General features: G+C 73.5%; 19 protein-coding genes and 1 riboswitch. Of the genes, 11 read left to right on the forward strand and 8 right to left on the reverse strand.

Translation table 11 applies throughout. The features are described from left to right. The first annotated feature begins 168 nt into the window (after nucleotides 1-168). Complete coding sequence (gene selD / locus EV188_RS22840) at nucleotides 169-1,173, forward strand: selenide, water dikinase SelD (RefSeq protein ID WP_133828630.1); 1,005 nt, start codon at nucleotides 169-171, stop codon at nucleotides 1,171-1,173. On the opposite strand, the gene EV188_RS22845 is transcribed toward selD, so the two are convergent. Continuing rightward, a complete protein-coding gene (locus tag EV188_RS22845; RefSeq protein WP_133828631.1) occupies nucleotides 1,166-2,272 on the reverse strand; it encodes a glycosyltransferase family 9 protein in 1,107 nt (368 codons plus the stop codon). The genes selD and EV188_RS22845 overlap by 8 nt on opposite strands. 25 nt (nucleotides 2,273-2,297) lie before the next feature. Between EV188_RS22845 and EV188_RS22850 the strand changes: the two genes are divergently transcribed. From EV188_RS22850 to EV188_RS22890, 9 genes are all read left to right on the forward strand, one after another. Beyond that, on the forward strand, nucleotides 2,298-3,044 hold the full coding sequence (locus EV188_RS22850) for an SDR family oxidoreductase (protein ID WP_133828632.1): 747 nt from the start codon (nucleotides 2,298-2,300) through the stop codon (nucleotides 3,042-3,044). 25 nt (nucleotides 3,045-3,069) lie between these two features. Further along, nucleotides 3,070-3,660: a cardiolipin synthase ClsA gene (gene clsA / locus EV188_RS22855; RefSeq protein ID WP_133828633.1), complete on the forward strand. Its 591-nt coding sequence runs from the start codon at nucleotides 3,070-3,072 to the stop codon at nucleotides 3,658-3,660. Between the two features lie 95 nt (nucleotides 3,661-3,755). Further along, nucleotides 3,756-4,145 (forward strand): glycine cleavage system protein GcvH, encoded by a 390-nt coding sequence (gcvH, locus tag EV188_RS22860; protein WP_133828634.1) that lies wholly within the window; start codon nucleotides 3,756-3,758, stop codon nucleotides 4,143-4,145. Nucleotides 4,146-4,393: 248 nt separating this feature from the next. Beyond that, complete coding sequence (garA, locus tag EV188_RS22865) at nucleotides 4,394-4,861, forward strand: glycogen accumulation regulator GarA (RefSeq protein WP_133828635.1); 468 nt, start codon at nucleotides 4,394-4,396, stop codon at nucleotides 4,859-4,861. Continuing rightward, a complete protein-coding gene (locus tag EV188_RS22870; RefSeq protein WP_133828636.1) occupies nucleotides 4,858-5,748 on the forward strand; it encodes a MerR family transcriptional regulator in 891 nt (296 codons plus the stop codon). The genes garA and EV188_RS22870 overlap by 4 nt, the downstream gene beginning before the upstream one ends. 183 nt (nucleotides 5,749-5,931) lie before the next feature. Further along, nucleotides 5,932-6,405, forward strand: a complete 474-nt coding sequence (locus tag EV188_RS22875) for a bifunctional nuclease family protein (RefSeq protein ID WP_133828637.1) — start codon at nucleotides 5,932-5,934, stop codon at nucleotides 6,403-6,405. Nucleotides 6,406-6,597: 192 nt separating this feature from the next. After that, nucleotides 6,598-7,146: a MerR family transcriptional regulator gene (locus EV188_RS22880; RefSeq protein WP_243741958.1), complete on the forward strand. Its 549-nt coding sequence runs from the start codon at nucleotides 6,598-6,600 to the stop codon at nucleotides 7,144-7,146. 277 nt (nucleotides 7,147-7,423) lie between these two features. Beyond that, a riboswitch (glycine riboswitch) is annotated at nucleotides 7,424-7,527 on the forward strand. 198 nt (nucleotides 7,528-7,725) lie between these two features. Continuing rightward, on the forward strand, nucleotides 7,726-10,659 hold the full coding sequence (gcvP, locus tag EV188_RS22885) for an aminomethyl-transferring glycine dehydrogenase (protein ID WP_133828639.1): 2,934 nt from the start codon (nucleotides 7,726-7,728) through the stop codon (nucleotides 10,657-10,659). A gap of 153 nt (nucleotides 10,660-10,812) precedes the next feature. Further along, complete coding sequence (locus tag EV188_RS22890; RefSeq protein ID WP_133828640.1) at nucleotides 10,813-11,016, forward strand: hypothetical protein; 204 nt, start codon at nucleotides 10,813-10,815, stop codon at nucleotides 11,014-11,016. Between the two features lie 5 nt (nucleotides 11,017-11,021). On the opposite strand, the gene EV188_RS22895 is transcribed toward EV188_RS22890, so the two are convergent. Genes EV188_RS22895 through EV188_RS22905 form a run of 3 tightly spaced genes read right to left on the reverse strand, consistent with a single transcriptional unit; the run spans nucleotide 11,022 to nucleotide 12,726 of the window. Beyond that, entirely contained in the window at nucleotides 11,022-11,573 is a 552-nt protein-coding gene (locus EV188_RS22895) for a Clp protease N-terminal domain-containing protein (RefSeq protein ID WP_133828641.1), read from the reverse strand. A gap of 12 nt (nucleotides 11,574-11,585) precedes the next feature. Next, entirely contained in the window at nucleotides 11,586-11,801 is a 216-nt protein-coding gene (locus EV188_RS22900; protein ID WP_133828642.1) for a helix-turn-helix domain-containing protein, read from the reverse strand. A gap of 58 nt (nucleotides 11,802-11,859) precedes the next feature. Next, nucleotides 11,860-12,726: an alpha/beta hydrolase gene (locus EV188_RS22905; RefSeq protein ID WP_133828643.1), complete on the reverse strand. Its 867-nt coding sequence runs from the start codon at nucleotides 12,724-12,726 to the stop codon at nucleotides 11,860-11,862. A gap of 143 nt (nucleotides 12,727-12,869) precedes the next feature. Between EV188_RS22905 and EV188_RS22910 the strand changes: the two genes are divergently transcribed. Then, nucleotides 12,870-13,805, forward strand: a complete 936-nt coding sequence (locus EV188_RS22910; protein WP_133828644.1) for a helix-turn-helix domain-containing protein — start codon at nucleotides 12,870-12,872, stop codon at nucleotides 13,803-13,805. On the opposite strand, the gene EV188_RS22915 is transcribed toward EV188_RS22910, so the two are convergent. The 4 genes from EV188_RS22915 to EV188_RS22930 form a co-directional block, all read right to left on the reverse strand. Further along, nucleotides 13,802-14,608, reverse strand: coding sequence for a universal stress protein (locus tag EV188_RS22915; RefSeq protein WP_133828645.1), 807 nt, complete (start codon nucleotides 14,606-14,608; stop codon nucleotides 13,802-13,804). The two genes, EV188_RS22910 and EV188_RS22915, sit on opposite strands and share 4 nt — an antisense overlap. After that, a complete protein-coding gene (locus EV188_RS22920) occupies nucleotides 14,605-16,005 on the reverse strand; it encodes an APC family permease (RefSeq protein ID WP_133828835.1) in 1,401 nt (466 codons plus the stop codon). Before EV188_RS22920 ends, EV188_RS22915 begins: the two co-directional genes overlap by 4 nt. A 112-nt stretch (nucleotides 16,006-16,117) precedes the next feature. Continuing rightward, entirely contained in the window at nucleotides 16,118-17,422 is a 1,305-nt protein-coding gene (locus tag EV188_RS22925; RefSeq protein WP_133828646.1) for an MFS transporter, read from the reverse strand. Between the two features lie 131 nt (nucleotides 17,423-17,553). Further along, nucleotides 17,554-18,330 (reverse strand): VldE C-terminal domain-containing protein, encoded by a 777-nt coding sequence (locus tag EV188_RS22930; protein ID WP_133828647.1) that lies wholly within the window; start codon nucleotides 18,328-18,330, stop codon nucleotides 17,554-17,556. Nucleotides 18,331-18,593: the final 263 nt, after the last annotated feature.

Below are 18,593 nucleotides of genomic sequence, written 5' to 3' on the forward strand. Positions count from 1 at the left end.
GTGCGGGCGGATGCTTCAGACACACCCACCCCGCCCCGGAGGCCCTCCTCGATCAACCCGACACGCCGCCGCACACAACGTCTCGGGTCACGACATCTAGGGAGACGAAGCAAGAAAAGGGGAGCACGCCGATAGGGGGAGCTCGACCCGACGAGGTAGAACGGGGTCATGACCGTGGCTCCCGACATCCGCCTCACCGGTTACGCCCACGGCGGCGGCTGCGCCTGCAAGATCCCGCCCGGCGAGCTCGAGGACGTCGTGCGCGGGCTGATGCCGTCGCCGTCCACGGCGCGCGAGGGCGAGCTGCTCGTGGGCCTGGAGGACGGCGACGACGCGGCGGCCGTGCGTATCCGCGACGGCATCGCCTTGATCGCCACCACGGACTTCTTCACCCCGGTCGTCGACGACCCCTACGACTGGGGCCGCATCGCCGCCGCCAACGCGCTCTCGGACGTCTACGCGATGGGCGGGCGCCCGGTGATCGCGCTGAACCTGCTGTGCTGGCCGCGCGAGGTGCTGCCCTACGAGCTGGCGGCCGAGGTGCTCCGCGGCGGGCTGGCGGTCGCCGACGAGGCCGGGTGCCACGTCGCGGGCGGTCACTCGGTCGACGACCCGGAGCCCAAGTACGGCATGGCGGTCACCGGGATGGCCGACCCGGATGCGCTCATCCGCAACGACGCCGCGCGCCCGGGGACGCCGCTGACGCTGACCAAGCCGCTCGGGCTCGGCGTCCTCAACAACCGGCACAAGGCCACCGGCGAGTCGTTCGCGGAGGCGATCACGGTGATGACGACGCTGAACGCCGACGCCTCGCGCGCCGCGCTCGCCGCCGGGGTCCGGGCGGGCACCGACATCACGGGGTTCGGGCTGCTCGGGCACGCCCACAAGCTGGCCCGCGCGTCCGGGGTCACCGCGGTGATCGACAGCGCGGCGGTGCCGTTCCTCGACGGCGCGCGCGAGGCCGCCCGCGACGGCCACGTGCCCGGCGGCTCGCGGCGCAACCTCGACTGGGTGCGCCCGCACGCGCGCCTCGACGTCGACGAGACCACGGCCCTGCTGCTCGCCGACGCCCAGACCTCCGGCGGCCTGCTGCTGGCCGGCGAGATCCCCGGCCACCCCGTGGTCGGCGAGATCGTCGCCGCCGAGGAGGGCACGACGCTGCGCGTCAGGTGAGCGCGACCATGGCCTGGTCCCAGAGGTCGCGCGCGGCCTCGCGGACCTCGTCCTCGGGGACGTCGTGGGTGGCGCTCTCCTCGTGCCCGCACCAGCCCTCGAGCACGCGCAGTCCGCACTTCTGGCAGCCGCCGTGCCAGGACACCAGGACGCGGTGCCACACGCGGGTCAGCGGGGCGACGTCGGCGAGGTTGGCGTAGGTGAACACCGCGACCGTCGGCGTCCCGACCGCACCCGCGAGGTGCCGCGGGCCCGAGTCGTTGCCGAGCATCACCGAGGCCCGCGACAGCAGCCCGATCAGGGCCGGCAGGTCGAGCGTGCCCACCGCGGTCTCGGGCTCCTCCCGCATCCCCGCGACCACCCGCTCCACCCGCGCGGCGTCCCCGGGACCGCCGACCACGACGACGCGGGCGCCCCGGTCGGCCAGGTCCTGCGCGACGGCCCCCAGACGCTCCTCGGGGTAGCAGCGGCGGGCGTCGGTGGCGCCGGGGTGCACGACGAGCAGCGGCGCGTCCCCGGACGGCACGACGGCGTGCGAGGCGACGAGGTCCTCGTCGCGTACCTCCACGCGCGGCTCCACCCGCCGCGGCGTGCCCCCGGCGGCCGCGGCGACCTCGAGCCAGCGGATCGTGTCGTGCTGGTAGGGCCAGTAGGGCACCCAGCGGTCGGGCCGCGGCGCGTCCGGGGTGGCGCTGCCGACCGTGACGCGGGCGCCGAGGCGGAGCAGGAGCGCGTTGGAGTTCCGCCCGCCGCCGTGCATCTGGACCGCGAGGTCGTAGCCGTGGGCACGCTGCTCGGCGCACCAGGCCTCGACCTCGTCCTCGCTCGCGTCGGGGTCGGGACCGACGCGGATGCCGGGCATGAGGGGCACGGTGACGACCCGGTCGACGGGGGAGCGGCGGCCGTCGAGGAGCGCGGCGTGGTGGCCGGCGCCGAGCAGGGTCACCTCGGCGTCCGGGTAGGCGTGGCGCAGCGCGGCGAGCGCCGGCTCGGCGACCACGTAGTCGCCGAGCCCGTTCGCGCGCAGGACCGCGAGCCGCCGCACCTCGGGCACGAGAGGAGCGGGTGTGGCGGGGAGCCCGAGGGCAGGGCTGATCACGGCGCGGGAGCCTACGGTCGGGGGCATGAGCGAGCAGCGGGCAGCACTGGTGACCGGATCGACGAGCGGGATCGGCCGGGCGATCGTCGACCGGCTCCACGGTGACGGGTGGTCGGTCCTCGGCGTGGACCTCAAAGCGGACGAGACGCTCCCGGGCCCGTCGCTCGGCGCCGACCTCACGACGCGCGAGGGCAACCGCACGGCCGTCGACGCCGCCCTCAAGCACTTCGGGCGCCTGGACCTCGTCGTCCCCAACGCCGGGTTCCAGCACGTCTCCCCGGTCGCCGACTTCGACGAGGACCGCTGGGACGCCCTGCTCGCCATCCTCCTGACCAGCCCGTTCCTGCTCGCGAAGTACGCGTGGGAGGCCCTGCGCGCGGCCCCCGACGGCGGGCGGTTCGTCGCGATCGCGTCGGCGCACGCGCTGGCGGCCTCGCCGTTCAAGGCGGGTTACGTCTCGGCGAAGCACGGCGTGCTCGGGCTCGTGAAGACCCTCGCGCTCGAGGGCGCCGCCGACGGGATCACCGCCACCGCGGTCTGCCCCGGGTACGTGCGCACCCCGCTCGTCGAGAAGCAGATCGCCGACCAGGCGAAGGCCCACGGCATCAGCGAGGACCGGGTCCTCGAGGAGGTGATCCTCACACCGCACGCCCTCAAGCGGCTCATCGAGCCCTCCGAGGTCGCCGACGTCGTCGCGTTCCTGCAGACCCCGGCCGGTGGGGCGTTCACCGGCTCGCCCGTGACGATGGACCTCGGCTGGACGGCCCGCTGAGCGGGTCGTTGCGATACTGCCGCCCGTGACCCTCCGGGAGCTCGCCCACGAGCGCTGGCTCACCGTCCCCAACGCGCTGAGCGTGGTGCGCCTCGCCGGCGTGCCGCTGTTCCTCTGGCTGCTGCTGGGGCCGCGCGCCGACGGGTGGGCGCTGGTCGTCCTGGTGGCCAGCGGCATCACCGACTGGCTCGACGGCCGCATCGCCCGCGCGCTCGACCAGTACAGCCGGCTCGGCGAGATGCTCGACCCGCTCGCCGACCGGCTCTACACCGTCGCGACGCTGGTGGCGTTCCTCATCCGGGGGATCGTCCCGTGGTGGGTGCTCGCGCTGATCATCGGCCGCGACCTGGTGGTCTCGCTGGCGCTGCCCCTGCTGCGACGCAAGGGCTACCTCGCGTTCCCGGTGCTCTACATCGGCAAGGCCGCGACGCTGAACCTGCTCTACGCGTTCCCGCTGCTCCTGCTGGCCCAGATGGACTGGCGGGGCGCGGACATCGCCCGACCGTTCGCCTACGCGTTCACGACGTGGGGGATCGCCCTGCACCTGTGGTCCGGGACGCTCTACCTCGTCCAGCTGGTGCGCACCGAGCCCGCACAGCTCCCCGAGCGGGCGTGACGCGCGCCCCGGTGCGGTTGGCCCCCGGGTGCCGGGCGCTCTAGCCTGCCGCGGCCCGAACCCGACCGAGCAGTAACGAACGTGAGGAGTCGCCGGTGGTCCCCGAGGGCCTGCGCTACACCGCCGAGCACGAGTGGATCACTGCGTCCGAGGGTGACTCCTCGGTCGTCCGGATCGGCATCACGGACTACGCCCAGGACCAGCTGGGCGACGTGGTGTTCGTCCAGCTGCCGACCGTCGGTTCGTCGGTCTCCTCCGGGGAGTCCGTGGCCGAGGTCGAGTCGACGAAGTCGGTCTCGGAGATCTACGCCCCGCTCGACGGCGAGGTCACCGCGGTCAACGACGCGCTGTCCGAGACCCCGGAGCTCATCAACTCCGACCCGTACGGTTCCGGCTGGATGATGGAGCTGCGCATCCCCGACGGGCGGGCGGTCGACGAGCTGCTCGACGCGGAGGGCTACCAGGCCGTCATCGACGGTTCCTGACGCCCCGGCGCGGGTCGTCACGGGCCCCTGACGAGGGGACGCGTCCCTACGCTCCGCCACGGCACGCGGATGTGCGCTCACGGTGGGTGGGGAGGGACTCGACCCCGTGACAGGGACCGGTACCGTGACGGCCACCTCGCGACGATCCGTCACCGAGCCCGCACCGCCGCCCTCCGGAGAGGGTGTCGAGCAGGGCCCGCGGGACGGGCGGGACGACCTGGACGAGCACGACACGACGGAGGAGCACGGTGAGCACAGGCGGTCCCCCGGTCCCCCCCGAGCGTCAGGGCGAGACGACGTCGGTCTTCCGGGCCGACTTCCTGGCCGAGCCCGAGGCCGAGTCGCGCAGCGGCCCGGTGTCCGGCGTCGACTCCCTGCCGGCCGGTTCCGCGCTGCTGGTGGTCAAGCGCGGCCCCAACGCGGGCTCGCGCTTCCTGCTCGATCGCGACACCACGAGCGCCGGGCGCCACCCCGACAGCGACATCTTCCTCGACGACGTCACCGTCTCCCGCCGTCACGCGGAGTTCCGCCGTGACGGCGCGGAGTTCGTCGTCGTCGACGTCGGCAGCCTCAACGGCACCTACGTCAACCGCGAGCCCGTCGACACCGCCGTGCTCGCCAACGGCGACGAGGTGCAGATCGGCAAGTTCCGGCTTGTCTTCCTCACCGGCCCCCGCGACGGCGGGTCGGCCGGGGCGGGGGCGGGGCTGGAGTGACCGCCGCCGGGCTGCCCGAACCGGGGGGAGCCCCCCTCTCGATCGGATCGGTCCTGGACGCGCTGCGGGCCGAGTTCCCGGAGATCACGATCTCCAAGATCCGTTTCCTCGAGTCCGAGGGACTGATCAGCCCAGCGCGCACGCCGGCGGGGTACCGGCAGTTCTCGCACGACGACGTCGTCCGGCTGCGCTTCGTGCTCTCGGCGCAGCGGGACCACTACCTCCCGCTCAAGGTCATCCGCTCGCGGCTCGAGGAGTTCGACCGCAACCCGGTGGCCGGCGGACCCTCGCTGCCCGGTGACACGGTCACCGGCGGCGAGGTGGCGCTCGCGGGCGCGCCGTCGGTGGAGACCGGCGGTCCGGGCGGTCCCGGCGGTCCGGGCGGGCCGGGTGGCCCGAACGGCTCCGGTCCCGTCCTCACGAGCACCGGGGCGTCCGCGCGGGTGCGCAGCCTCGCCTCCGTGGCCTACCGCGCCGAGCCCGACGAGGACCCGGACGGGCTCGCCGTCACCAAGGGCGACTCGGTGGGCCGCGACGTGCTGCTCGCCGAGGACGGCGTCGACGCCGCGCTGCTCGACGGCCTCGAGCACCACGGCATCCTGCGCGCCGACCCCGACGGGCGCTACGAGCCCGAGGACGTCCTCGTCGCCCGGACCGCCGGGGCGCTCGCCCGGCTCGGCGTGGAGCCGCGCCTGCTGCGCTCCGCGCGGGCCAGCGCGGACCGCGAGGTGGGCCTGCTGACCCAGCTCGTGACGCCCGTCGCCCGCAGCCGCGGACCCGAGGCCACGCGGCGCGCCGAGGAGCTGTCGTCCGAGCTCGCGGCCCTGTCCGGGCGCCTGCACGCCCTGCTGGTCGGGGCGGGTCTGCGCCACGGTCTGCGGCGCTGAGAGCCCACGTCACACGCCTGTGACGTGGTCCTCGGCGGGGCTCTGATCCGCTCAGCGACGCGATCCTCGGCGCAGGTTCGGACGCGCGCGCGGGGGTCGGAGAGCGTGTAGCGTCACGCTTCGTCGACCGGTGGACGGGGTGACGGAGCGCGGAGCTCGATTCGATCGAGGAGGGCGAGTCGCATGAGTGAGATGCGTGTCGTGGGGGTTCGGGTCGAGCTCCCCGCGAACCAGCCGATCCTCCTGCTGCGCGAGGCCGAGGGCGACCGGTACCTGCCCATCTGGATCGGCTCGGTCGAGGCCACCGCCATCGCTCTCGAGCAGCAGGGCGTCAAGCCGGCCCGGCCGCTCACCCACGACCTCCTCAAGGACGTCCTCGGCGCGCTCGACCGGCGCCTCGAGCAGGTGCGGATCATCGACCTGCAGGAGGGCACCTTCTACGCGGAGCTCGTCTTCGACGGCGACATCCGCGTGTCCGCCCGCCCGAGCGACTCCGTGGCCCTCGCCCTGCGCGTCGGCGTGCCGATCCACGCCGAGGAGGGCGTCCTCTCCGAGGCCGGGCTCGTCATCCCCGACGAGCAGGAGGACGAGGTCGAGAAGTTCCGCGAGTTCCTCGACTCGGTGTCCCCGGAGGACTTCCGGGGCGCCGATACGTAGTTCCGCGAGCCCCGTTATTCTCACCCTCAACTCGAGGTCGAGAGTCGCCGCGCGTCGCGTTGACCCCCGTCTCCGCCGCTCGTACCGTCGGCGTCACCACGGGACGAGGGAGGCACATCGGTGAGCGGTGGTCAGGACGGCGGTCCCGCCGGCCCCGAGCTCGAGCCCCTCGGTCCGGAGGGTGAGCAGGGTCTGCTCTTCGCGGACGAGCTGTTCGGCGACGACGGCGTGCCGGGCAACGGCGAGATCCTCGGCTACCGCGGCCCCGCCGCCTGCCAGATCGTCGGCATCACCTACCGCCAGCTCGACTACTGGGCGCGCACGAAGCTCGTGGTGCCGAGCATCCGCACGGCCACCGGGTCGGGCTCGCAGCGCCTGTACTCGTTCAAGGACCTCGCGGTGCTCAAGGTGGTCAAGAACCTCCTCGACACCGGCGTCTCGCTGAACAACATCCGCGTCGCCGTCGAGCAGCTGCGCCGCCACGGCGTGCGCGACCTCGCGCGCATCACCCTCTTCTCCGACGGCGTCACCGTCTACGAGTGCACGTCGCCGGAAGAGGTCGTCGATTTGCTGCAGGGCGGCCAGGGCGTGTTCGGCATCGCCGTCGGCGGCGCCATGCGCGAGATCTCCGGCAGCATCTCGCGGTTCCCGGCCGAGCGCGCCGACGCCGCCGCCGTGGAGCACGCGCCGGAGGACGAGCTGGCGTCGCGCCGCAACCGTGGAGCCCGCTCCGCCGGGTGAGAGGCGCCATCGTGGACGCCGGCGTCGAGGAGCACGTTCGGCAGGCGTTCCGGCCTGTCGATCATGCGCTACGTGCCCCTCGCGCCTGGGGCGAGCCGGACGGGCCCGATTCTTGCTCTCGATGATGATCTCTCGAGAGTGTCGTGAGGGTCGTGCGGTCGGACAGCTCTGAGAGCACTCCCGAGAGATCGTTCCGGCGAGCGCCGAGCGGGTGACGCGGGCCACGCAGGTCGTGGGCTCGCGGCGTCGACTGCGGTACCCTCCCTGCGTCGTACTTGGACGCCGCGCGGGAGAGACCTGCAGACAGAAGCCTCTGGGTGCAGGCGCCGAAGGAGCAACTCCTCCCCGGAACCTCTCAGGCACCCTGACCGCGCGGAGGAGACGACCTCTGGAAAGAGGTGAACGGTCCCGCGAGGGCTCGTCCACCCGCCGATGGTGCAAGCCGAAGGTGAGCCCACCTCACCGGCGAAGCTCTCAGGCGCCCGCACCGTAGCGGGCAGCGGCAGAGGGGGAGGCCGCGTTTCCGGACGGTGACGTCCGTGAGCGCGAGGCCCCTGTTCGCCCTGCTCCGGAGGCGTCATGAACGCATCGCACGGTCCCGCATCCTCCTCGTCCTGGGAGAGCGCCCCGCTCGCCGCGCTCGAGCACGGTGTCCCCTTCGCCGACCGCCACATCGGCCCCGACGCGCGCGGTCTCGCCCGCATGCTCGAGACGGTGGGTGTCGGCTCGCTCGAGGAGCTCGCCGACCGGGCGATGCCCACGTCGATCCGCACCGATCCCGCCGACTGGTCCGACGACCCGACGGGCGCGGCGCCGCCCCCGCCGGCCACCGAGGCGCAGGTCCTCGAGGAACTGCGCGGGCTCGCCGCGCGGAACACCGTCCTCGAGCCCATGCTCGGCCTCGGGTACCACGGCACCATCACCCCGCCGGTGATCCGCCGCAACGTCCTCGAGGACCCGGCCTGGTACACCGCGTACACGCCCTACCAGCCGGAGATCTCCCAGGGCCGGCTCGAGGCGCTGCTGAACTTCCAGACGATGGTCTGCGACCTCACCGGCCTCGACGTGGCCGGCGCGTCCATGCTCGACGAGTCGACCGCCGCCGCCGAGGCGATGCTCCTCCTGCGCCGGGCCGACAAGACCAAGAGCTCGCGTTTCCTCGTCGACGCCGACACCCTGCCCCAGACGATCGCGGTGCTCCACACGCGCGCCGAGGCGCTCGGCATCGAGATCCGGGTCGTCGACGTGACCACCGACCTCCCCCATGACGACTTCTTCGGCCTGCTCCTCGCCGCGCCCGGCGCGTCGGGCGCGCTGCGCGACCACCGCGCCGTCGTCGAGGCCGCCCACGAGCGCGGCGCCGCCGTCGTCGTGGCGTGCGACCTCCTGGCCGCGGCCATGGTCACCCCGCCCGGGGAGATCGGCGCGGACGTGGCGGTCGGCTCCACGCAGCGCTTCGGTGTCCCGCTTGGCTTCGGCGGCCCGCACGCCGGGTTCCTCGCCGTGCGCCAGGGGCTGGCGCGCCAGCTGCCGGGCCGGCTCGTCGGCACGTCGGTCGACGCCGACGGCGACCCCGCCCACCGCCTGGCCCTGCAGACCCGCGAGCAGCACATCCGCCGCGACAAGGCCACCAGCAACATCTGCACCGCCCAGGTGCTCCTCGCGGTGATCGCCTCGATGTACGGCGTGCACCACGGCGCCTCGGGCCTGCGCACGATCGCCCGGCGCACCCACCGCATGGCCGCGGTCCTGACCGCTGGCATGGTCAAGGGCGGTGTCGAGGTCGTGCACCGCGAGTTCTTCGACACCGTGCTCCTGCGCGTGCCCGGCGGCGCCGCCGGGGCGGTCGCGGCGTGTCGCGGCGAGGGCATCCTCGTGCGCGAGGTCGACGCCGACCACGTCGGCGTCTCCTGTTCCGAGCAGACGACCCGCGAGCACCTGCGGGCCCTGTGGCGCGCGCTCGGCGCCGGCGAGATGGACATCGAGGACCTCGACGCCGCCACCGACGACGCGCTCCCCGCGGCGCTCACGCGCACGTCGAGCTACCTCACGCACCCGGTCTTCCACCGCCACCGCAGCGAGACCGCGCTCCTGCGCTACCTGCGCGAGCTCTCCGACAAGGACGTCGCGCTGGACCGCAGCATGATCCCGCTGGGCTCCTGCACGATGAAGCTCAACGCCACCGCGGAGATGGAGCCGATCACCTACCCCGGGTTCGCCGGGCTGCACCCGTTCGCGCCGGAGTCCGACGCCCCCGGGATGCTGACGGTGATCCACGACCTCGAGGACTGGCTGGTCCACCTCACCGGCTACCACGCGGTCTCGCTGCAGCCCAACGCCGGCTCGCAGGGCGAGCTCGCCGGACTGCTCGCCATCCGCGCGTACCACCGCAGCCGCGGCGACCTGCAGCGCGACGTCTGCGTCATCCCGTCGTCGGCGCACGGCACCAACGCCGCGTCGGCGATCTCGGCGGGGATGCGGGTGAAGGTCGTCCGGACGACCGACCGCGGCGACGTCGACCGCGAGCACCTGGACGAGGTGATCGCCGAGGCCGGTGACGCGCTCGCCGCCATCATGATCACCTACCCCTCGACGCACGGGGTGTACGAGCCGCACGTGCGCAAGGTCTGCGCGGCGGTGCACGACGCCGGCGGGCAGGTCTACGTCGACGGCGCCAACCTCAACGCGCTGGTCGGGCTCGCCCGGCCGGGCCGCTTCGGCGCCGACGTCAGCCACCTGAACCTGCACAAGACCTTCTGCATCCCGCACGGCGGCGGCGGCCCGGGCGTCGGTCCGGTGGGCGTGGCCGAGCACCTCGCCCCGTTCCTGCCGAACCACCCGGCCCAGCCGTCGGCGGGCCCGGACACCGGCGTCGGCCCGGTCGCCGGCGCGCCGTGGGGCTCGGCGTCGATCCTGCCGATCTCCTGGGCGTACGTGCGCCTGATGGGCGTCGACGGGCTGCGGCGCGCCACGCTCACCGCCGTCGCGGCCGCCAACTACGTGGCGACGCGGCTCGCCGACCACTTCCCGACGCTCTACACCGGGCCGGACGACTTCGTCGCCCACGAGTGCATCCTCGACCTGCGCCCGCTGACGAAGAGCTCGGGCATCACCGTCGACGACGTCGCCAAGCGCCTCGCCGACTACGGCTTCCACGCGCCGACGATGTCGTTCCCGGTGGCGGGCACGCTCATGGTCGAGCCCACGGAGTCCGAGGACCTCGACGAGATCGACCGCTTCTGCGACGCCATGATCGCCATCCACGGCGAGGTGGCCCGGGTCGAGTCGGGGGAGTGGCCGGCGGACGACAACCCGCTGGTCCACGCCCCGTTCACGGCCCGGTCGGTGCTCGGCGGGTCGTGGGACCACGCCTACAGCCGCGAGGAGGCCGCCTTCCCGGCCGGCGGGCGCCCGACGAAGATCTGGCCGCCGGTGCGCCGCATCGACGCCGCCCACGGCGACCGCCACCTCGTGTGCTCCTGCCCGCCGCTGGAGGAGCTCGCCGAGTCGTGAGGGCGCTCCGCGCCACGTGAGTGTTCTGGGTCGTCCAGACAACCCGAAGCACTCACGTGGCCGGAGGCCACTCGGCGTGTCGGTCTCACCCGATCGTGGGGCCAGAGGTGACACTGTGGCCCACGAGATCAGGGGGTCCACGTGGGCGTGCTCATGGCTGCAGGCATCGTCGTCGGTATCACGCTCGGGTTCGTCGTGGGCCGGCGCTGGGCCGAGTACTTCCGCGCAGCCGTCGACGCGCGCGGCATCATGAACAACCGCAAGAACTACCGGGGGAAGAGCGACCTCGCGTTCGTCCTCGGTGGTCTGCTGATCCTCGGCATCCTGATCTTCTACGCCAACAGCGCGACGTACTGACGCCGTCAGCCGCTCGCGGCGCCCGGTTCGTCCAGCGCCGCGCAGATCCGCGCCAGCGTGACGCCCCGCGCGGCGAGCAGGGGCATCGCGCGCCCCGTCTCGGTGTGCAGCATCCCGAGCAGGACGTGCTCGCTGCCGATCGAGCGGTCGCCGCGCCGGATCGCCTCGCGCAGCGCGAGCTCGAGGACCTTCTTGGCGCCGCGGTCGAAGGGGATGTGACCCCAGCGCCGCCCGCGGCCCCGCCCGGCCCGCGTGCTCTCCAACGCGCCCGGGCCGAAGGCGTCCTCGACGCGCTCGCGGACCTCGTCGAGGTCGATCCCGACGCTCGCCAGCGCCGCGCGGTCGGGGAGGTCGGGCCCGGGGGCGCCGAGCTCGGCCTCGACCACGGCCCGCGTGACGCCCCGGGCGGCGAGCAGCGCGGCCGCGCGGGTGTCGGTCGCCCGGCACAGGCCGAGCAGCAGGTGCTCGCTACCGATGCGGTCGGCGGCGCGCTCGCGGGCGTCCTCCTGGGCGAGCACCACCACCCGCCGCGCCGGCTCGGTGAATCGTTCGAACACGTCGACCTCCCGTCACGCGATGTCGCGGCGGTACTTCTTGTGCACCGCCTGCCTGCTGACCGACAGGCCCTCGGCGATCGCCTGCCACGACCAGCCCTGGTCGCGCGCGTTGCGCACCTGCAGCTCCTCCAGGGACTCGAGGAGCGTGCGCAGCGACGCCACCGCCGCGAGCCCGGTCGCCGGGTCGCGCGAGGACGCCGCCGCCGCCACCGCCGTCGCATCAGCCATGCGTGTCAATCTAGGTTGACGCCACGCGTCTGTCATCCGGAGTTGGCGTCCCGACCGCTCAGACCGTGATCGCCTCCGTGGGCGCGTCCGGGGCGGGCACGACCGGCGGCGGGGTCGTCGCGTGGCGCACGGCCCAGGCCAGGACGTAGTCGGCGATCTCCTCCCAGCCCGGCGCGGCCGGCAGGAGGTGCGGCTTGCTGCCGAACTCGACGACCTCGGTGATCGTCTTCTCGGCCCGGTAGTGCGCCGCGTTCGACCACTGCACCTTCGGCGGCATGATGTTGTCGCAGCTCCCGCCGACGAAGAGCAGCGGCGCCCGGTCCTCGTTCCCGTAGTTCACCCAGGTGCCCTGGTGGCCCGGCGTCAGGTTCGCCAGCGCGCTCTCGAACAGGATGCCGCCCGACACCGGCACGGCGTAGCGCTCGTAGAGGGCGCGGGCCTGCTCCTCGGGGAAGGTGTTGGTGAACGCGTAGTTCCAGTGCTCGAAGTCGTAGCGGATCGCCCGGTGGCGGTTCGCCGGGTTCTTCAGCACCGGGAACGTGGCCTTGACCTGCGACAGCGGGATCACCGGCACGCCCTCGGTCGGCGCCGAGTTCAGCGCGACGCCGGCGGCGCCGAAGCCGTGGTCCAGCAGGATCTGGGTGAACGCGCCGCCCGCCGAGTGCCCGATGATGATCGGCGGGGAGGACAGCCCGCGCAGGATCTCCTCGAGGTGCTCGACGATCGCGGGGATCGTGAGGGCCTCGACGGGGGAGGGGTCGGCGTTGAGCGACTCGACCTCGGCCTCGAAGCCCGGGTAGGCCGGGGCGATCACCCGGTAGCCCTTCGCCTCGTAGTGGGCGACCCACTGCTCCCAGGAGCGCGGGGTCACCCAGAAGCCGTGGACCAGGACGATGGTGTCGGGGGTGCGGGCAGCGTGGGTCATCGGTCGGACTCCTCGATCGGCCTAGAGTGTGATCACCGTAGGTAGACCGTCGATGTCGGAGTTGCCCGACGGTGCGCGGTTCTTGCCCCAGGATGCGCTCGGAGCCTTGGTATCGGCGCGGCTCGTCTCTACGCTGAGTCACCATGCTGGTGCTCGACTCCCGGGACGCCCCGGCGGCCGAGCGCGCCGAGCTCGTCACGACGCTGATGGCCGAGACGAGCGCCGCCACCGTCACGCTCGCGCCGCACCCCGACCTCCACGCGCGCATGGACCTCTGGCAGCTCGGCCGCCTCCCGCTGTTCCGCAGCGAGTCGTCGGGGATGGCGATGTCCCGCGACCGTCGCCGCGCCCGCCGCGACGAGGCGCCGATCGTCGCGCTCGCGGTCCAGGAGCGCAGCACCGCCAGGCACGAGCAGTTCGGCCACCAGCAGACGGTCGCCCCGGGCCGGCTGATGCTGGTCGACCTCACGGCGCCGTTCGCGTTCTCGTGGGCGACGTCGGGGGCGTCGCGGGCGCTCCAGGTGCCGCTGGACGCGCTCGGCCTCCCGACGGAGGTCATCCGGGACGCGGCGCCCCGCCTCGACGCGAGCCCGCTCGCGGGGCTCGTCAGCCGCCACGTCGTCGACCTCTTCGCCGCGGCCGACCGCCTCGAGGCCGGCGAGCAGGCGGCGGCCGTCGGGGCGGCGAGCATCGACCTCGTCCGCGCGCTGATCGCCTCGACGCAGGGCGACCGGGTCGCCCGGCCACTCCACCACGAGACGCTGCTCGCGCAGATCCACGAGTACCTCCGGCAGCGGCTGCGTGACCCCGACCTCGGCCCCGACGAGATCGCCGCGGTCCACAACATCTCCCGCCGCCAGCTCTACGAGCTCTTCGCCCGGGCGGGCAGCAGCCTCGAGCAGACGATCATCGGGCGGCGCCTCGAGGCCGCCCACGACGAGCTCGGCCGGCCCGGCGCCCGGCACAAGGCGATCGCGACCGTGGCGCACGAATGGGGCTTCCGCGACGCCGCGCACTTCAGCCGCCGGTTCAAGGACGCCTTCGGCATGACGCCGCGGGAGCGGCGGGCGAGCGCCTAGGCCAGCGTCGTCGTCCCGGGCGTGAGCACGACGGGCACCGGGGCCCCGCGGACGATCGCGCCGCCCGGGTCGCCGAGCAGCACACGCGTGGCGGTGCCGGCCGCGTTGGCGCCGACGACGAGGATCTCGCCGTCGTCCCAGCCGATGCTCTCCACCGCCTCCTCGACGCTCGCCCCGGCGACCGCGAGGGTCTCGGCGTCGGTGACCCCGAGCTCGGTGAGCGCCGCGCGCTGGGCGGCGACCATCTGCTCGCGCCACTGCTCGACGACGACCTCCTCGGCGTGCAGGCCCGCCTCCGGCGGCACGGTCGGCCCGCGCTGGGGGCCGAACGAGGCGACGCGCAGCGACGCCCCGGTGCGGCGGGAGAGGTCGACGGCCGTGGCGAGCACCCGGGAGGCGTGGCGGCCGCCGCCCCACGCGCACGTCACGCGCGTGACCGGGCCGTCGTGGACGGCGTCGTCACCGACCAGCGCCACCGGGACGTCCGCCGAGCGGGCGAGGCGCGCGCCGACCGAGCCCGGGCCGGGCGGCGCGTCGCCGAGCACGATCACGCCCGCCTGGTGCGCGTGGGCCGCGCGGGCGAGGCCGCCGGGGATCGAGCGGTCCTCGACGACCGTCGTCTCGACGTCGACGCCGTCGATGCCGTCCACGACCGGCGCGGGGTCCGGCGCGGCGTCCTCGCCGGGCGAGGTCACCGTGCACACGACGACCGGGCCCCCGAGCGCGCGGGCCAGGCGGGCACCGAGCACGAGGGCCCCGGCGCCGGTGTCGCTCCCGGGCACGCGGCCGACCAGCACGGTCACGACGACTCCTCCTCGGATGTCTCCTGCGCCGACGCGCGCAGACGCGAGTGGCGCGCGCCGTAGAACGCCCAGAACACGAGCGCGACGCCCAGCCAGAGCACGAACACGATCAGCGTGATCCACTGCAGCCCGGAGATGAGGTAGACGCAGGCGGCGATCGAGAGGATCGGCGTCACCGGGTAGCCCGGCACCCTGAACCCGCGCGGCAGGTCGGGCGCGGTGCGGCGCAGCACCATGACGCCGATCGAGACCACCGAGAACGCCACCAGCGTGCCCACGCTGACCAGGTCGGCGAGCACGTCGAGCGGGATCAGGCCCGCGAGGATCGCGACGGCGACGCCGACGATGACCGTGGTCGGGACCGGGGTCAGCGTGCGGGGGTTCACCCGCGAGAGCAGGGGCGGGAGCATCCCGTCGCGGCTCATCGAGAACAGGATGCGCGACTGCGCGTACATCGTCACCAGCGTGACGCTGAAGATCGAGATGACGGCGCCGGCGGCGACGACGATGCCCGGCCACGCGGACCCGGTGACCTCGCCCATGATCGCGGCGAGCCCGGCCTCCTGGCCCTCGAACTCGTTCCAGGGCTGGGCGCCGACCGCCGACACGGCGACGAGCAGGTAGATCGCGGTGACGGTGACCAGCGCGAGCATGAGGGCCCGGGGGAGCGTGCGTCGCGGGTCGCGGACCTCCTCGCCGGCCGTCGACACCGCGTCGAGGCCGATGAACGAGAAGAACACCGTCCCCGCCGCCGCGCCTACGCCGCCGAAGCCGAGCGGGGTGAACTCCGCGAAGTTGTCGACGTTGAACGCCGTGAACGCGATGCCCACGAACAGCAGCAGCACGCCGAGCTTGATGATGACCATGACGGCGTTGACCCGGGCGGACTCGCTGACGCCGCGGATGAGCAGCAGCGTGCAGAGCACCACGAGGATCACGGCCGGCAGGTTGAACACGCCGCCCGCGCCCGGCGCGCCGGACAGCGCGTCGGGGAACCGGATGCCGATCGTGGCCTCGAGCAGGGCGTTGAGGTACTCCGACCAGCCCACCGCCACCGCGGCCGACGACACGAGGTACTCGAGGATCAGGCAGGCGGCCACGGCCATCGCCGCCGCCTCGCCGAGGGTGGCGTAGGCGTAGGAGTACGACGAGCCCGACACCGGCACCGCCGAGGCCAGCTCGGCGTAGCAGAGCGCGGTGAGACCCGCGGTGATCGCCGCGATGACGAAGGACAGGACCACCGCGGGCCCGGCCTCCGGGGTGGCCTCCGAGAGCACGAAGAAGATGCCGGTGCCGACCGTGGACCCGATGCCGATGGCCGCGAGCTGGCCGAGGCCCATCGACCTCTTGAGGTCGCCGCCCTCACGCCCGGCGTCGGCCCCGGTCTCGGCGGCCATCGCGGTCACCGGTTTGCGGCGCAGCCAGGCCGTACGGTCAGGTCCGGGCACAGGTTCCCCCTCGAGGTTGCTGCGTTCGTGTCCCCTCGCCCTCGAGCGGGTGATCGGGAGCCTAACCCGTCGGTTCCTTCACGGGCGCTTGACTCGTCCGGCGACCGACCGACAGCGCGACGACGGCGGCCACGACCGTCACGATCCCGACGACCCAGAGCCCGGCGCGCTGGCTGCCGGTGAGGTCGGCGAGCCCGCCCGTGATGTACGGGGCGGCGAACCCGGAGATGTTGCCCAGCGAGTTGATCAGAGCGATGCCACCGGCGGCGGCCGCGCCGGTGAGGAACTGCGAGGGCAGGGGCCAGAACGTCGGCAGGGCGGCGCAGGTGCCCACCGCGCAGACCGTGACCGCGGCCATCGCCGAGTACGGGTCCTCGAGGTAGAGCGCGATCGGGATGGCGACCCCGCCGAGGATCATCGGCAGCGCGAGCCACCAGCGCCGTCCGCGCTCGCCGGCGAGGAAGCCTCCGTCCGTGCGGGACGCGGCCCGGTCGGCGGCGCGGCTCCACACCACCATCCCGATCGCCGCGACGACGTAGGGGATCGAGGTGACCATGCCCTTGTCGATCGTGCTGAGCTTGGTGCCGAACTGCTGCTCGAAGTCCGAGACGATCGTCGGCAGGAAGAAGCCGAGCGCGTAGAGCCCGTAGGTGACGCCGAAGTAGACGAAGGCGAGCGCGAGGATCCGCGGCGCGGTGAGCGCCCGGCGCAGCGGCCAGTGGTCGGCCGCCTCCACCTGCGCGGCCTCGGCGTCGAGGCGCCGGCGCAGCCAGGAGCGCTCGTCCTCGGTGAGCCAGCGGGCCTGCTCGGGCCGGTCGGTGAGCGCGAAGAAGGTCACGATGCCGAGCAGGATCGCCGGGATCCCCTCGAACAGGAACATGACCCGCCAGCCCGTCAGGCCGAACAGGCCGTCGCCCGCGGAGATGATCAGCGCGCTGACCGTCGAGCCGACCGCCGTCGAGATCGGCACCGCGACCATGAACCAGCCGACGGCGCGGGCCCGGTACTCGGCCGGGAACCAGAAGGTCAGATACAGGATGATCCCGGGGAAGAAGCCGGCCTCGGCCACGCCGAGCAGGAACCGCAGGATGATCAGCACCGTGGCGTTCGGGGCGAACGCCATGATCGACGCGACGATCCCCCAGGACACGAGGATGCGGGTGATCCACCGCCGCGCGCCGAAGCGGTGCAGCGCCAGGTTGCTGGGCACCTCGAGCAGCAGGTAGCCGATGAAGAAGATGCCCGAGGCGAGCCCGAACATCGTCGCCGTCAGGCCCAGTTCCTTGTTCATGCCGTTGGGCCCGGCGAAGCCGATGTTGACGCGGTCGAGGTAGTTGACGAAGTAGAGGACCCCGAGCAGGGGCATCAACCGCCAGGCGACCTTGCGGAGCGCCCGGCGTCCGACGTCACTGTCCGTGCTTGATCCGCTCGTCTCCGTCGACACCCGTTCAGTGGACCAGGTGAGTCAGGTCCCTGTGAAGTGCCGAGGAGAGAGTGTCAGCCGCAGCTGCGCAGCGCCGAGACGTCCGGGGAGCCGCCGCGCTCGAACGAGATGTGCACGTGGTCCTCGTGGTTGGCCGTGGCGCCGCCGCGGTCCTCCATCTTCTTCCAGCCGGACCCGGTGTTGATCCGCTGGTTCCAGATGACGTACTCGACGCCGAGGTCGCCCTTGTTCTCGACCATGCAGTCGGCGATCGCGTCGCCGCTGGTGGTCATGAAGTCGAGCGCGTAGCCGCCGGGGTGGTCGGACTGCCCGCCGCGGCTGCCGACGCCGAGGACGTCGTGGCCGGGGAAGACGCACTCCATGGCGTTGCCGACCTCCTGCACGGAGTCGGCCACGCCGCCGTAGGAGCCCGAGGCGCCGCAGTTCGTCACCGAGGCGGTGCGCTCCTGCTCGGCGGCGGCCTGCTGGACGCGCTGCTGCTCGGCCTCGCGGGCCTGCGCCTCGCGCGCGGTCGCGGCGTCGGCGGCGCGGTCGCGCTCGGTGGCCTTGATGAGGTCGGCCGAGGCGGCACTCGTGCCGGGCCCGCTGACCGGGGCGACGGCGGCGCGCGGGCCGGTCGAGCTGGACGTGTCCGCGAGCGCGGCACCCTGCGCGGAGAGCTCGAGCGTCGCCGAGGCGTCCTGGGTGTCCTGGTCGGGCAGGGCGATGACGGCCGGCCCGACCAGCGCGAGCGCGCTGCCGGTCAGGCCCGCGGCCACCGCGCCGTGCCGGATCGCGGAGCGACCGGCGGAACGGTGCCGGGAGGCACCGCGGACGGCGCCCTCGGGCATGACGAACGGGACGGTACGGGGCTCGCGGCGCTGTCCTTCGTGCGCGTCACGGCCCCTGGGGGAGCGTTGCCGTGTCACGTGCTGCCTTCCGGTCACGGAACGGCCTGGCGACACCGTCGGGGTCGGTCGTCGCCTCGGGGATGAGTCGGACACCGGTGGGGGAGCCGTGACCTTCTCGTGACCGTTCCGTGAGCGACAGTAGACGAACCGGACGTCGGAGATCGGTCAGGTTGCCTCGGTGACGACGGGCGGGACGCACCGCG

It is taken from the genome of Actinomycetospora succinea (assembly GCF_004363095.1).
Lineage (GTDB): Bacteria > Actinomycetota > Actinomycetes > Mycobacteriales > Pseudonocardiaceae > Actinomycetospora > Actinomycetospora succinea.